At 42.9% G+C, this 13,811-nt stretch carries 11 protein-coding genes; 3 read left to right on the top strand and 8 right to left on the bottom strand.

The window, feature by feature from the left end:
• Positions 1–64: 64 nt before the first annotated feature.
• From prsR to OCU87_RS21900, 3 genes are all read right to left on the bottom strand, one after another.
• Entirely contained in the window at positions 65–1,402 is a 1,338-nt protein-coding gene (gene prsR, locus OCU87_RS21910) for a PEP-CTERM-box response regulator transcription factor (RefSeq protein WP_261858486.1), read from the bottom strand.
• A 62-nt stretch (positions 1,403–1,464) separates the two neighbouring features.
• Positions 1,465–3,537: an XrtA/PEP-CTERM system histidine kinase PrsK gene (prsK, locus tag OCU87_RS21905; protein WP_261858485.1), complete on the bottom strand. Its 2,073-nt coding sequence runs from the start codon at positions 3,535–3,537 to the stop codon at positions 1,465–1,467.
• An 815-nt stretch (positions 3,538–4,352) separates the two neighbouring features.
• Positions 4,353–4,742 carry a YgiW/YdeI family stress tolerance OB fold protein gene (locus tag OCU87_RS21900; protein WP_261858484.1) on the bottom strand — a complete coding sequence of 130 codons (390 nt, stop codon included), beginning with the start codon at positions 4,740–4,742 and terminating at the stop codon, positions 4,353–4,355.
• Between the two features lie 210 nt (positions 4,743–4,952).
• Here OCU87_RS21900 and cobU point away from each other — a divergent pair, with 210 nt between their 5' ends.
• The 3 genes from cobU (at position 4,953) to OCU87_RS21885 (ending at position 7,781) form a co-directional block, all read left to right on the top strand.
• Complete coding sequence (gene cobU, locus OCU87_RS21895; protein WP_062687627.1) at positions 4,953–5,501, top strand: bifunctional adenosylcobinamide kinase/adenosylcobinamide-phosphate guanylyltransferase; 549 nt, start codon at positions 4,953–4,955, stop codon at positions 5,499–5,501.
• A 22-nt stretch (positions 5,502–5,523) separates the two neighbouring features.
• Positions 5,524–6,168, top strand: coding sequence for a histidine phosphatase family protein (locus tag OCU87_RS21890; protein WP_261858483.1), 645 nt, complete (start codon positions 5,524–5,526; stop codon positions 6,166–6,168).
• 116 nt (positions 6,169–6,284) lie between these two features.
• Positions 6,285–7,781, top strand: coding sequence for a cobyric acid synthase (locus OCU87_RS21885; protein WP_261858482.1), 1,497 nt, complete (start codon positions 6,285–6,287; stop codon positions 7,779–7,781).
• Positions 7,782–7,882: 101 nt separating this feature from the next.
• Here OCU87_RS21885 and OCU87_RS21880 read toward each other — a convergent pair whose 3' ends face one another.
• From OCU87_RS21880 to OCU87_RS21860, 5 genes are all read right to left on the bottom strand, one after another.
• Entirely contained in the window at positions 7,883–8,974 is a 1,092-nt protein-coding gene (locus OCU87_RS21880) for an ElyC/SanA/YdcF family protein (protein ID WP_062687629.1), read from the bottom strand.
• Between the two features lie 329 nt (positions 8,975–9,303).
• On the bottom strand, positions 9,304–10,758 hold the full coding sequence (locus OCU87_RS21875; RefSeq protein ID WP_261858481.1) for a catalase: 1,455 nt from the start codon (positions 10,756–10,758) through the stop codon (positions 9,304–9,306).
• A 144-nt stretch (positions 10,759–10,902) separates the two neighbouring features.
• Complete coding sequence (locus OCU87_RS21870) at positions 10,903–11,775, bottom strand: patatin-like phospholipase family protein (RefSeq protein WP_062687630.1); 873 nt, start codon at positions 11,773–11,775, stop codon at positions 10,903–10,905.
• Positions 11,776–11,988: 213 nt separating this feature from the next.
• Positions 11,989–12,894, bottom strand: a complete 906-nt coding sequence (locus OCU87_RS21865; RefSeq protein WP_261859350.1) for an amino acid ABC transporter permease — start codon at positions 12,892–12,894, stop codon at positions 11,989–11,991.
• An 11-nt stretch (positions 12,895–12,905) separates the two neighbouring features.
• Complete coding sequence (locus OCU87_RS21860) at positions 12,906–13,715, bottom strand: transporter substrate-binding domain-containing protein (protein ID WP_062687632.1); 810 nt, start codon at positions 13,713–13,715, stop codon at positions 12,906–12,908.
• Positions 13,716–13,811: the final 96 nt, after the last annotated feature.

Raw genomic sequence — 13,811 nt, 5'->3', positions numbered from 1 at the left:
AACGCAAATAGTTACTGTAAGTAAAGACGACAACAAGTCGTTCTACAAGTCAAAGCAATCGATTTCATTTTTGAATGGTGTATTTATCCATTAATGAATACAGGGTTGGCCGAGTGATGCCGAGGAGGTTAGCGGTATTAGACATATTACCATCACTCATAGAAAGTGCACGGTGTACGGCTGTGCGTTCCGCTTCTTCTCTTATTTGGCGAAGGTTAAGCGCGATTTTCTCTTCATTTAAATTAAATAATGCAAGATCATCTGCGGTTACCAGTTTTCCATCTGCCATAATAACGGCTGATTTCACTTTGTTTTGTAGTTCCCGAATATTGCCTGGCCAGTGGTGAGCGATTAATGCATCAATGGCTTCATCGGTATAACCAGAAAGGTTGCGGTGAGTTTGTTGATTAGCCGTATTTAGGAAATAGCGGGCTAGTAATAGTACATCTTCGCCGCGCTCGCGTAATGGCGGGATATTTATCGTAATTTCGCTGATACGGTAGAATAAGTCTTCACGAAAAGTCTTATCCGCCACCATTCCTTGTAAATTTTGGTGAGTAGCACAAACAATTTTCACATCGACTGGGATTTCTTGACGCCCCCCCACTCGTTCAATGACTTTTTCCTGTAAGAAACGTAATATTTTCGCTTGAAGTGAATAGGGCATATCGCCAATTTCATCGAGGAAAAGTGTCCCGCCATCAGCGCATTCGATCTTACCTTTTGTGGTTTTATGCGCACCAGTAAATGCACCTTTCTCGAATCCAAAAAGTTCGCTTTCAAGTAATGTTTCAGGAATAGATGCACAGTTTATCGCAATGAAAGGTTTATCATTTCTTGCGCCTTGTTGGTGTAATGCTCTGGCAATAACCTCTTTGCCCGTACCACTTTCCCCAAGGATCAACGTGGTGATTTCGGTAGGTGCAATACGTTCAACCATACGACACACTTGCTGAATTTGTGGGCTAGTACCAATAAAACCATTATCATCAAGAGAAGTACTTTTTAATGCGGTATTTTCAGCTTCAAGCTTGGCGATGATAAAGGCTCGTTGCACAATAATATTAAGAATATCGTCATCAATGGGCTTTTGATAAAAATCATGTGCGCCTAGTTCAATGGCCTTTAATGCATTTGTTTTATCATCATTCCCTGTAATAACGATAACCTTAGCCTGAGGGCAAAGAGAAAGTATTTCTTGTAAGGTTGCCAAGCCTTCTGATGCATTAGTTTCATCAGGCGGTAAGCCTAAATCTAGCGTTATTACTTTAGGTTCATGGCGACGAAGCGCAGTAATTGCACTTTTTCTATCCCCAGCGGTAACAACCTCATAGTCAGTGAAACACCATTTTAATTGCTTTTGAATACCAAGGTCGTCTTCAATGACAAGTAGTGATTCCATTCCGACACTCCATTAAAAAGTGGTGTTGTAAAAGTATGATGATTTATTAAAAGTATAGTGACTTATTTTTCAATGACGGTTTGATTTTCGTTTATTACGGGTAAATAAACTTGGAAACGCGTGCCTTTACCTAGCGTAGAATCAACTTCGATATAGCCGCCAAGGTCTTCAATAAACTGCTTAGCATCATAGGCACCAATGCCCATTCCAGCGTTACCTTTAGTGGTATCAAAGGGCTTAAATAGCCGTGATTCAATAAAATCTTGTGACATTCCAGTGCCATTATCTTCAATGGCGATGACAAAATAATCTGGTTTTAACTCCGCTTTCACGGTGACTACGCCCTCTTGGGGCGTTGCATCTTGTGCATTTTGGATCAAATGGCCGAAGATATTTCTTAATCGATCAGCATCAGCAGACAAATGATAATAGGTCACTGACTCATTGGATGTTGAATTGAACTGCAGTGTTGGCTTGGGCAAGGAAACCGCGCGGTGCTCACAAACGGTCTGTAATGTGTCAATGATATTGACTGACTGGGTTTGTTGTTTCTCTAGCCGTTTATTATTGAGTTGATGAAGCACTTTGTTTAAACGACCAACAGCAGACTCTACTGTCTCGAAGGCATCATCAACAAACTCGGGGTTGTGTCTATGCTTAATGGCATTTTTGTTAATGAGTTGAAGCTGGGCAACAACATTTTTCAAATCATGCACTAAAAAAGCAGACATGCGGTTGAACGTATCGAATTGACGACTTTCTGCCAGTTTTTGGTTGGTATGGTAAACATTGAGATACACCGAAAGCTGCATGCTGATTGCTCGCATTAAATCACGGTCTTCCCAATTCAATCTGTCAGTGGAGGTTGGCCTAGACAGTAGGTAAACGCCTTTCACACCAGTAGAGCAGGTTAGTGGGACAACATAATAAAAAGGGTGATGGGTAGGAAGCTCTAGCGTATTAATTTCAAAAGGCGTTTTCTCACCACCACTTTTTAGCTGCGGTATATCAATAATCCACTGATGCTCAACGGCAGGGTTCGCTAAGTGTGAGAGTAACTGTTGTGCTTCACTGTGGTTATCTGCTGTTTGATAATCCGCTTTTATTTTAAATTTATTATTTTCCTGAATGGCTAATAACGCTTGCTCACAACCGAATGGCCTAACCATAGCTTGAAGTGCGCTGTCATAGGGGGAGTTGTCTTGATTATCGAGTAATTCAGCCACTTTCATCCATTCAACACGGTATTCATATTTATTAGCAAAGAAGTGTTTAGTGATGAATACCTTAAGGTTATTGCGAAAAGATTCTGATAAGAAAAGGCTCGCAAAGACAATTCCGCTTAACGCGAAAAATAAGCTCTGGGCTAGGGACCCCCATGCTTGCCCTTGTATTTTCAGGTAGTACCCTGCGATTGCCATGATTAACAAATACCCACCAGCAACCAAAAGTAAGGTGCTGTGATAAATGACCTCACGCGATACATAAACGCGGCTCCCCCAATTTGATACACGTCTAGCCGTTAATAAAATGAGAGGAATTGCTAATACCGCGATCCAACCACGACCTACCCAAAAGCCTCGTTCAATTGAACTTGTTAGTAGCGCATCTGAGTAAAGGGCAAAATGATAGGCGAAGAAAACGCCCAATCCTAAACAGAGAGGTTTGATCGCCCATGTTTCACTGCGGTGTGTTCGGCGGTAGAGCTGTTCAGTTGCCCATAATCCAATAATTGCCTGACCAAGATGAAATAACAGAAACAGCTTTAGGTTTAAAATCGGTGAAAACATACGTATTGCTGCTAATGAAGCCATGATGAGTAACGCAGCTAAGAGACCTCTCTGTATGGAGGAAGTAATGGCTTTGTTCAGTGTTTGATGGTTCGATAGACTTGAAGTTAGTAGTAAAAACAATGCGATGTTCAGACAAGATTCGGCGAGTAAGACAGGGGCTATCCCCCATTGCGCAGTAAATTGGCTATAAGAGGTGAGGCTCCAAACAACGCCGAAAAAGCAGATCAGGTAGAGAAGTTTTTTTTGCAAACTCTGCTTTTTGGTTGTGAGCAACAAAAGGAAAAGGAAAACAAAACCAATACCTGAAAAGGCAAAGCCTAAATTGCTAACGAGAATATTCACAATACGCGTCCTTGCATTGGTGATACTAGAGTGAAACTAGGCAGTTTGAGCTGAGCGTGATGGATGGCACTCTTTATTCATCATAGACAAATAAAGACTTATGCACGTAGAACATAACCAAACTATTTATTTGATTCTGTCGATGCGGAATAACTATGGTTGGGACTATTGGGTGTTTTTGAATGGATTATCAAATGTACGTTGTTGCGTGCTTTGGTGGGCGCTATTTTCGCAAAACCAACTGACTTCTTGATCAGAAAAAGTATTAAGTAAGCTGTTTATAGATGAACTGCATTCAATCGGCAGTAAACTAGTTATAAACAATAAGATAGGGAGGCTATTAAGCGCTAATATGAACAATAGTTTGAGCATTAATCCCCCGATAAAACAGTTTGTTACCTAGTTTACAGCTGTAATTCCATGAAAGTAGAGCTCCTGCCGCTGTATGCTTTGTTATTCTGATTTAAGTGTAACCTTTAATCCTATCCCCGCTGACTTATAGTTAAGAATGGTGATAAAAGCATCAATGCACCTTTTGGGCGCGATACCGTTTCGTTATTGAGTCACTTCCTCTGAAGTACAAATAGTTACTGCAAGCTCAGTGCCATAAAAATAGTAATATAAAATCAAAGGGTTAAACCGTAGAGGGATTCGGGGGGATGATATTGTAGGCTTTGTTGTAAAGAAAACTGACAGTAAATGTCTTACTTTCAGACCATATTTTAACCTCATGATTTTGCCACCTTACAGCAAGGTGGCAAAATTAAGATCTATCTCAGAGGCTGTCGCTATTCGCAATATTTAGAACTATGAAGTTAAATAACTTGAATGCGGTCAACTTCGATTTCAGGTGTATTTCCCCCTTCGTACTCACCGTATAAACGTAGCTTTGTTTCTGCATTTATCGCTTGTGGCATATGGATGTCATCATCAAGTTCAACTTGGATTTCTTTAGTGCCGTCACTAAAAATGTAAGTATCTGCATTGACTTGGCGAAGCAATACGCCTTCAACTACTGCTTTACGCTCGGCAAACATGCTGGTGTCGTTGAGTAGCTCTGAAACTGTCACTGTATCGACAGGGCCGGTGTAATTGATTGTGGCATTTTTGTCATGGCTATCCGCTAGAGCGGCTGTTGGCGCTAGGATAAGTGCAGCGCTGATAGCGATAACTGTTTTTTGTAGGGTACGTTTTGTTATTTTCATTATTTATTCTCCTTGGTTGATGTGTCTATTAAACAACACTCAAACTGAATTAATGATGAGATAGGTATTCAGATTTCGTTCATATAAGACTTTTTTCACTTTTTTCACTTTTTTCACTTTTTTTAACGGCATTAATAGCGGCTAGCTTCTCATTCGTCGTTAAATCAATACAATAATCACATGATTTGAAATAAGTAGTGTTGGCGAACAGTGAGTAAGGTAAAGATCCTTCATGGAATAGAGCTTGTATTGGGTGGTGCGCGTTCTGGCAAGAGCCGATATGCGGAAGCCCAATCGCTGGCGACAGGTAAAGACGTTATCTATATCGCGACAGCAGGGGCGGGCGATAATGAAATGTCTGAGCGCATTGCACGTCATCAACAAGAGCGACCTTCTGAATGGATGACAGTTGAAGAGCCATTAGATCTTGCCGCTGTTATTCGCCAATATAGCCAGCCAGACAATTGTTTGCTGGTGGATTGTTTAACGCTTTGGTTAACAAATTGTTTATTTGATCCCAAGAATCAGGTGCCTTGGAAAAATCGAAAGTCAGACTTAATGATGGCTATAGCTGAAGCGCCGGGGCGTATTATTATGGTCAGCAACGAAGTCGGACAAGGTATTGTTCCTATGGGGGAAGTCTCTCGTCAGTTTGTTGATGAAAGTGGATGGCTACATCAAGAAATAGCGGCAGTGGCAGGTAAAGTGGTATTTGTGATTGCAGGCTTACCGCAAGTGCTAAAAGACAGTACAGTTTAAGCCATAAGATAAAGAGATAATAATGTCAGCGACTAAAGCCAAAACCATGATGACACAAGTGGATGTATTACGTCATGGCCTACCTGAAGGTGATGGTTGTCTGCGAGGTCATACCGATTTTGCGATTACGCCAACAGGTTTGAATCAGATGCACCAAGCTATTACGGATATCACAAAGGTTGATCAAATTGTAAGTTCGCCATTGCAACGTTGTAGCGATTTTGCCCATATATTTTCATCATTAACATCTGCGCCATTGGACCTTGATAAACAGTGGCAAGAGCTGGATTTCGGGGTTTGGGATGGTCAGCTGCATAAAACACTGTGGCAAACATATCAGCAAGAACTGGATATGTTTTGGCGAGATCCTTGGCATAATACGCCCCATCAAGGAGAAACGTTGCCTGAATTTGATTTGAGGATTATTCAAGCATGGCAGCGCTTATTGACTGATCATAAAGGGAAGAAAGTGTTGCTGATTACCCATGCTGGGGTCATGAGACAACTGTTACGCCATATTTTAGAAATGCCGCAAACGGCTCGGTATTTACAACGTTTGCAATTGCCTTATGCCGCGCGTTATCGAATTACTATTTTTCACGATGAACACAATGAAGATTGGCCGCAATTACACTGGCCCGTTAGTCAGCAGTTTGCCTCATCGTGAATGCGTGAACGAAAAGAATGTACGCCTCAGTCTCTAGACTGAAATGATTAATTGCTGCACATAAACAGTAGCTCCTGTGCTTGAGTGATAAATCAGGCGCAAAACAAGGATTAACAATGCAACCCACAATCAAAGCGGTAATGGTGCAAGGCACAACGTCTGATGCAGGTAAAAGTGTCTTAACCGCTGGCCTCTGCCGTGTATTGGCACGGAAAGGAATCAATGTCGCGCCATTCAAATCGCAGAACATGGCCTTAAACAGTGCTGTAACCAAAGATGGTGGCGAAATTGGACGTGCGCAAGCGGTACAAGCGCAGGCATGCCGCATTGAGCCAACGGTTCACATGAACCCTGTATTACTCAAACCTAATACTGATATTGGTGCGCAAATTATCGTTCAGGGAAAAGCTATCACCGATATGGACGCTGTGAGCTACCACGGTTATAAAAAAGTGGTAATGGGCTCTGTGATGGAATCTTTTGCTATTTTGCAAAAAGAACATGAAACCGTTGTGATTGAAGGGGCGGGTAGCCCAGCAGAAATTAATCTGCGTGAAAATGATATCGCAAATATGGGATTTGCAGAAGAAGCGGATATCCCTGTGATTATCATTGCAGATATCGATCGCGGTGGTGTATTTGCCCATTTATATGGCACATTAGCGCTACTGTCGGAATCGGAGCAGGCAAGAGTAAAAGGCTTCGTGATCAACCGTTTTCGCGGTGATGTAAAACTATTAGAGTCGGGTTTAGACTGGTTAGAAGAGAAAACGGGCAAGCCTGTCTTGGGCGTATTGCCTTATCTTCATGGCTTAATGCTTGAAGCAGAAGATGCGATTAACAGCCAACAAGTTGAAGCCGCAGAGCAACAGCTTAATGTGGTTGTGCCTGTGTTAACCCGCGTGAGTAACCATACTGACTTTGATCCGCTTCGCATGCACCCACAAGTCAATTTACAGTTTGTCGGTAAAGGCCAACCGTTTCCTGCTGCTGATTTAATTATTATCCCCGGTACTAAAAGTGTGCGTAGCGATCTGGCGTTTTTATGTGAGCAAGGTTGGGATAAAAATATTGAGCGTCACTTGCGCTTAGGCGGCAAAGTAATGGGAATTTGTGGCGGCTACCAGATGCTTGGTCAGCAGGTTGCCGATCCTGAAGGCATTGAAGGTCCTGCGGGAGAGAGTAATGGACTGGGTTACTTAGCCACACAGACGGTATTGGCCAAAAACAAACAGTTGAAGCAAACGACAGGTACGTTAACCATGCCGAATCAGTTAACAGTACCCGTGCGTGGCTATGAGATCCATGCGGGTGTTACCTCGGGGATCACTGACGATGCGCCTGTACAGTTAATTGATGGTCCAGATGGGCAGTTTGGTGTTGAGAACCAAGTGTTTGGTACTTACCTTCACGGTATTTTTGAACAGCAAGAAGCTTGTGACGCTATTTTGTCGTGGGCGGGGTTAGAAGCGACGCAAACGCCTGATTTTGATGTAATGCGCGAACAAGGCATTGATCGTGTGGCTGACACGCTAGAGCAGTACATGGATCTTGGGAAATTATGGCCCGAATGGGCGGATAAATTTGATGCTACATTAAGCAAAAATTACTAACCGCATCAATTATGAATTAATGATAGCGCTATCTAAATAGCAGAAAGCCTCGCTCAAGTGATTGATGCGAGGCTTTTTTGTTTATTGGTATAATCCGATACTTATCGTTGCTCTAATGGGTACGAGCGGTAACTCCACATACCATATGTGCGTAATGCGTCGCGATAAATACCTAGCAATTCACCTTTGCTTGGCACTTTCAAATCATCTAATGGCTTATCTGCAGCGGACACTGTATCGAACGTAATGTCTTTCGGGCCTGTCTGCCAGCTTGCAATTTCAAACAATGTTTGACCACGACGGACATGGCTCGCTGAACTGATGATTGTGGCGTGGTCTATGTCATGGCGAGCCAGTGCATAGCTACTATACAGTGCATTTTCTACTGTGCTGCGAGCATAGTTATCTTCAATAATACGGTCTCGCGCAATGCCGTGCTTAACCAACCAGTCAGCCATTAACTTGCCTTCGGTCTTGTGGTTTTTCGGTACGCCACCGGTAAGCACTATCATTGAATTAGGCTGTTTTTTTGCAAACTCTAACGTCTTTTCTAAACGCTGAATCAAAATCTCATGCATGCTGCCATCAGGATTAAGCGCATAACCTAATGTGATGATGGCGGTATTGCCCTTATGCTCTTTGCCTAAGGTCTCTTTTAGCGGTGTAGCAACAATACGATTCACTGTATCAAAAATACGTTGAATATCAGCCGCTCGGCCTTCATTCAGGTCTTTTAATGTGTTCATGTGTTTTTGTGATTCAGCTTCGTTACCATTAAAGTGTTGCCATACCGCAAGGTAACTGTGCGCATCGACATCTTGCGGTGCCACATCTAACACTTGTTCAAATAGGGCAATAGCACGATCAGCATTTTTGTTATAGATCTGAGCATTAGCAGCAGAGATCAAGAGATCAGTGCGATAAGGTTCAAGCTGATAGGCCTCGAGTAGGCGGTTTGTTACCACCTCCATATTACTTGGCATTTTTGCAGTAAAGCCAGCATGAGAAATACGTGCTGGTGATTTAAAGGCCGTGACAGCGTCACTTAAGAGTTGATCAACAACTTGACGTTTAGAAGTGAATTGGCTGTATTCAACATTTGATTGAATACTTTCTTGAGAAGATGCAATAACAGTCGTAGAGGAAAAGCTAAGTAAGCCACCCAAGGCTAAGGCAAGAAGTGTTTTATTCATTTTAAGCACCAATCTGGTTTGGTTTTTATTTAGGTCTAATGCGAAATGCAATATAGATAATTTGCAGGGCGAAAATTGTGATGGCTAGCTAAGTTTGTATGACAATGCAGTATGGTTTTTATACGACGGTTCTTATTCTGAGGGGAGGGTCTCATTTTTATGAGTCCTGGTACGGATAATTATGCTGCTTTGGAATGGTTGACGGCAAGAAAGATAACGCGGTTCAAGAGTGAAATAACAGGGAAAGAATCCGTGGTCGAAATAATATTGGCAACCACTTTGGTTGCCAATATTGCGTTATACCGAGACGTTATGAAGAATAATGCCTGTTACTTATCTTGGTATTTACTTGCACCAATTCCTAGTAATTTCGCGATGCCATCGCCATAAGCTGGATCGGCTTTATAACAGTGTGTTAAGTGGCGGATTTGAATCTCTTCGGGTACACCTTGCAGATTACGCGCCGTGTTATCGAACAGAATCGCTTGTTTCTCTGGCGTCATTAAGCGGAACAAATCACCCGGTTGGCTAAAGTAATCATCATCTTCTCGGTGATCCCAGTGTGCAGCTGCGCCGTCTAAACTTAGCGGCGGCTCAGAGAAGTCTGGTTGTTCTGCCCATTCACCTTGATCATTTGGCTCGTAGCCTAATGTCCCGCCATGGTTGCCATCGACACGCATCGCACCGTCACGGTGGTAGCTATGAACAGGGCAGCGAGGAGCATTCACTGGGATACTGTGGTGGTTAACACCTAAACGATAACGTTGTGCATCACCGTATGAGAACAAACGCCCTTGTAGCATTTTGTCTGGTGAGAAGCTGATTCCTGGAACCACACTTGCTGGGTTGAACGCGGATTGTTCGACTTCAGCAAAGAAGTTTTCTGGATTACGGTTTAGCTCTAGTTCACCCACTTCAATTAATGGGTAGTCTTTATGTGGCCATATTTTTGTAAGATCAAATGGGTTATATGACACCTTAGAGGCATCATCTTCTGGCATGATCTGAATGTGCAATGTCCATTTAGGGAAATCTTGATTATCGATGCTTTCAAGCAGATCACGGTGATGGCTTTCACGATCTTGCCCAATGATTTTCTCGGCTTCAGCGTCAGACAAGTTTTTAATACCTTGCTGAGACTTAAAGTGGAATTTAACCCAGAAACGTTCGTTGTCACTATTGATGAAGCTAAAGGTATGACTACCAAAACCATGCATATGGCGGTAAGTGGCTGGAATACCACGGTCACTCATTACAATGGTGATTTGGTGTAACGCTTCAGGCAACGATGTCCAAAAATCCCAGTTGTTTTTTGCACTGCGCATATTGGTGCGTGGGTCGCGTTTAACAGCGTGGTTTAGATCTGGAAACTTCAGTGGATCACGTAAAAAGAACACAGGCGTATTATTGCCCACTAGATCCCAGTTACCTTCCTCGGTGTAAAACTTGAGGGCAAACCCGCGGATATCACGCTCAGCATCTGCTGCGCCGCGTTCACCAGCTACTGTGGTAAAGCGAGCGAAAAGGTCAGTTTTTTTCCCAATGTCAGAGAAAATTTTGGCTTTGGTATATTGAGTAATATCGTGAGTTACCGTAAACGTACCATAGGCACCTGAGCCTTTTGCGTGCATGCGGCGCTCTGGGATCACTTCACGATCAAAGTGAGCGAGCTTTTCTAGAAACCACACATCTTGTAACAGTTGAGGGCCTCTCTTTCCTGCTGTTTGCACGTTTTGGTTGTGGGCGACAGGGCAACCCGCCGCTGTTGTTAATTTCTTACTCATGGCTAATTCCTTCTACTTGTAGGGTGTACTTTGACGTTATATCGGATTGATGATGCTAACGACTGTACATTTTGGTAATGAATGTAATTGTTATTTCTTATGAAAAATGACACGTAATCTTTTCAGCGTATAAACAATGTTTCGTTAGAAACAGAAATGGCAATTTTCATCATGTAAGCCATAGCTGCCCCTTTGAATCGCAAGGTGTTCTTCGCCTGCCTTTTTACCCATCTCATATCCTGTGTTAAGTAATGCCTTATCCATTGTCAGCCGCTTAATGGCAAAATCTTCAGGCGGTGCGATCACTCGGATTTGCGCATCACTGGGAGGGTTGCGAATGAAGTTCAGTGATTGATTATAGTTACTCGCTCTCACTGCCATAGATTCAGCAATGTTAGGGTAGCGAGAGAGTAATTTTTTCAGTAACCAAGGGTATTTTGCTGGCTTCATTTCATAGCTCAGAGGGTGTGACAAGATCACCGTAATATCTCTAGCACCTTGTCGGTATGCTTCTTTCACTGGAATAGAATCAGCGACACCGCCATCGGTATAACAGCCACCTGAAAAGCAAGGAGTTTCACGGTAGGCGATTGGTAGTGCGGTTGTTGCTTCAATTATTTTCGATAGTGTATTTGGCTTTACCTGATAATAATCAGCATTGCCTGTGTCGATATTGGTAACGGCTGCATAAAGTGGGATTGTTGAGAAAAGCTTGTCGCTATCAAAAGGGTATCGATTGTTAGATTCTTCCCAAAGCCACTTCACATCAACTAGGTTGCCACCTTTGGCAAATCGAGCAGGATTAAAAAAGGCTCTGTCCGTGGCCATGGTAGTAATGACATTAAAACTGCGCAGCGGTGCGTGAGATAAGTAGCCAACGAGGTTTGAAGCACCTGCGGATACACCGATAGCAAAATCGTAAGGTAAAAAATCTTCTTCCATGAAGGCGTCTAACACACCACTGGCGAAGATACCTCGCATAGCACCACCTTCCACTATTAACGCACTCTTGCTCATTGCTTTGTTCCATTGAAAATCTATGGTTTTAGAATAGAAGGGATGCGTTAATAAAGATATTCGTATTAATTTATGGTTTTGATAGATAAAAGTTATCAAAGGCAAGGCAAGGCAAGGCAAGGATAGGAGATGAAGGGGGAGAGTGGGTAAGCAGCGCAAGATATTTGAGCTTACGCTGCTAGAAGGAAATTAACGCCGAATGTTATGGCTTTCTTATCGTTGAAGGTGGCGTTGGCTACGTGTTTCTAGGTGAGAAAACATGAGAGATAAGCCAAGACACAAAATGAGATACCCTGCGCCAACGAGTAGCCAAATTTCAAAGATAAGCCCAGAGGAATTTGCTATTTCACTACCCACAAAAGTGAGCTCTTGAATTGAGATTAATGAAATAATCGATGAGTCTTTAACAAGAGAAATAAATTGGCCAGCAAGAGGCGGTACTATTCCTGTTAGTGCTTGTGGGAAAATCACATAACGAAAGCGATCCCACCCAGTTAATCCCAGTGAATTTGCCGCTTCCCATTGCCCTTTGGCTATATTATCAATGCCTGAACGTACAATTTCCGCAATGTAGGCCGCTGAAATTAAGCCCACACACAGCACCCCTGAAAAGACATTTTCCCATAGGGCGGTAGGGCCAAAAAGAAAAGCTTGGAAGGCATTAATATCACCATCGTGATGACGTAATACATCGGCAAGGCCAATGGCAGGTACGAGCTGGCTGGAGATAAAAAAGTAGAAGATGAAAACAAAAACCAAGGGTGGAATGTTTCTCACTAATTGAATATAAGCTTGAGCAGGTAAACGCAATAACGTGAATGAAGAACGTCTGGCTAAGCCGAGTAATAGCCCCAAGATACCAGCAAACAAGATCCCCCATAAGCTTAAGCGCAACGTTGCTATAAAGCCTTGAAAAAAATACGGCAGCTCACCACTTTTTCCTGAGGTAAAAATGAGGTCAAAAGCGCGTGACCAATTCCATTGGTAATGGACGCCAATAGCCGAACGGTAAGCAAGCCAAGTCGCGAACACCGCTAGCATTGTTAGCAGTGCAAAGTCGAGCTTGTTGAGTTTTTTCCATACAGGCACACGTGGTGCCTGTATGTTATTGGATTGCATTATTGCCAATGTTATTGTCCTTCAGCAACCGCGTTTTGCCAGTCCAGAGTAGTGAACCAGTAGTCGTGACGTTCTTTGAGCCAGCCATCTTCAGTACGAAGTAGGATCCAGTTATTAAAGAAGTTCAGCAGATCGAATTCACCGTGACGAATCGCAAATGCTTCTGAACCACGATCAAGACGATCGGTTAATGGGATATAAAGCTTCTCGTTGTATTGAATGGACATTTGCTCGGGTTTTGGTGAAGACGCGAGTACGGCATGGGCATTACCGTTTAAGACTTCTTGGAATGCTTGAGCGTCATCATCAAACTGGCGAAGCTTGGCTTTAGGGAAGTATTTTTTCGCGGTTTGTACCGTGAATGCACCACGACGTACTGCTAATGTCACACTGCGCTTGTTGAAATCTGCAATAGCGGATTTACCATCAGCCATGGTTTTGTTTGCAGCAAGCTGTACACCAGAGTGTGCATAAGGTGCTGTAAACAACACACTCATATTACGTTGAGGCGTAATCGATAAGCCGCCAATAATGACATCAAATTTGCCAGCGAGCAGAGCAGGAATGATGCCATCCCATGCTGTAGGAATAAATTCCACTTTCAAACCAGCATCTTTCGCTAAGCGACGCGCAACATCAACTTCAAAGCCGATCAGTTCGCCTTGTTTATCTCGCATTGCCCAGGGGACAAAAGTTGACAACCCAACACGTAACGTACCGCGTTCTTTAATATCCACTAACGTGCTTTTATCAGCCGCTAGAGATTGAGTGCTCATCATGAGCGCAAACATTGCTAAAAAAGCAGCAAATAATCGTTTCATGCATCCTTTCTCCGTAAGTAAATTACTTTCATAGTGTGTCGCTTTTAATTTTTTATCAGGGGTTTATCTGTTTTTACTAGATGTTTCTAAGTGAAA

Origin of the sequence: Photobacterium sanguinicancri (assembly GCF_024346675.1) — a bacterium.
Lineage (GTDB): Bacteria > Pseudomonadota > Gammaproteobacteria > Enterobacterales > Vibrionaceae > Photobacterium > Photobacterium sanguinicancri.
Note: the sequence above shows the minus strand (reverse complement) of the source record. Positions and strands in the feature narration are given on the sequence as shown.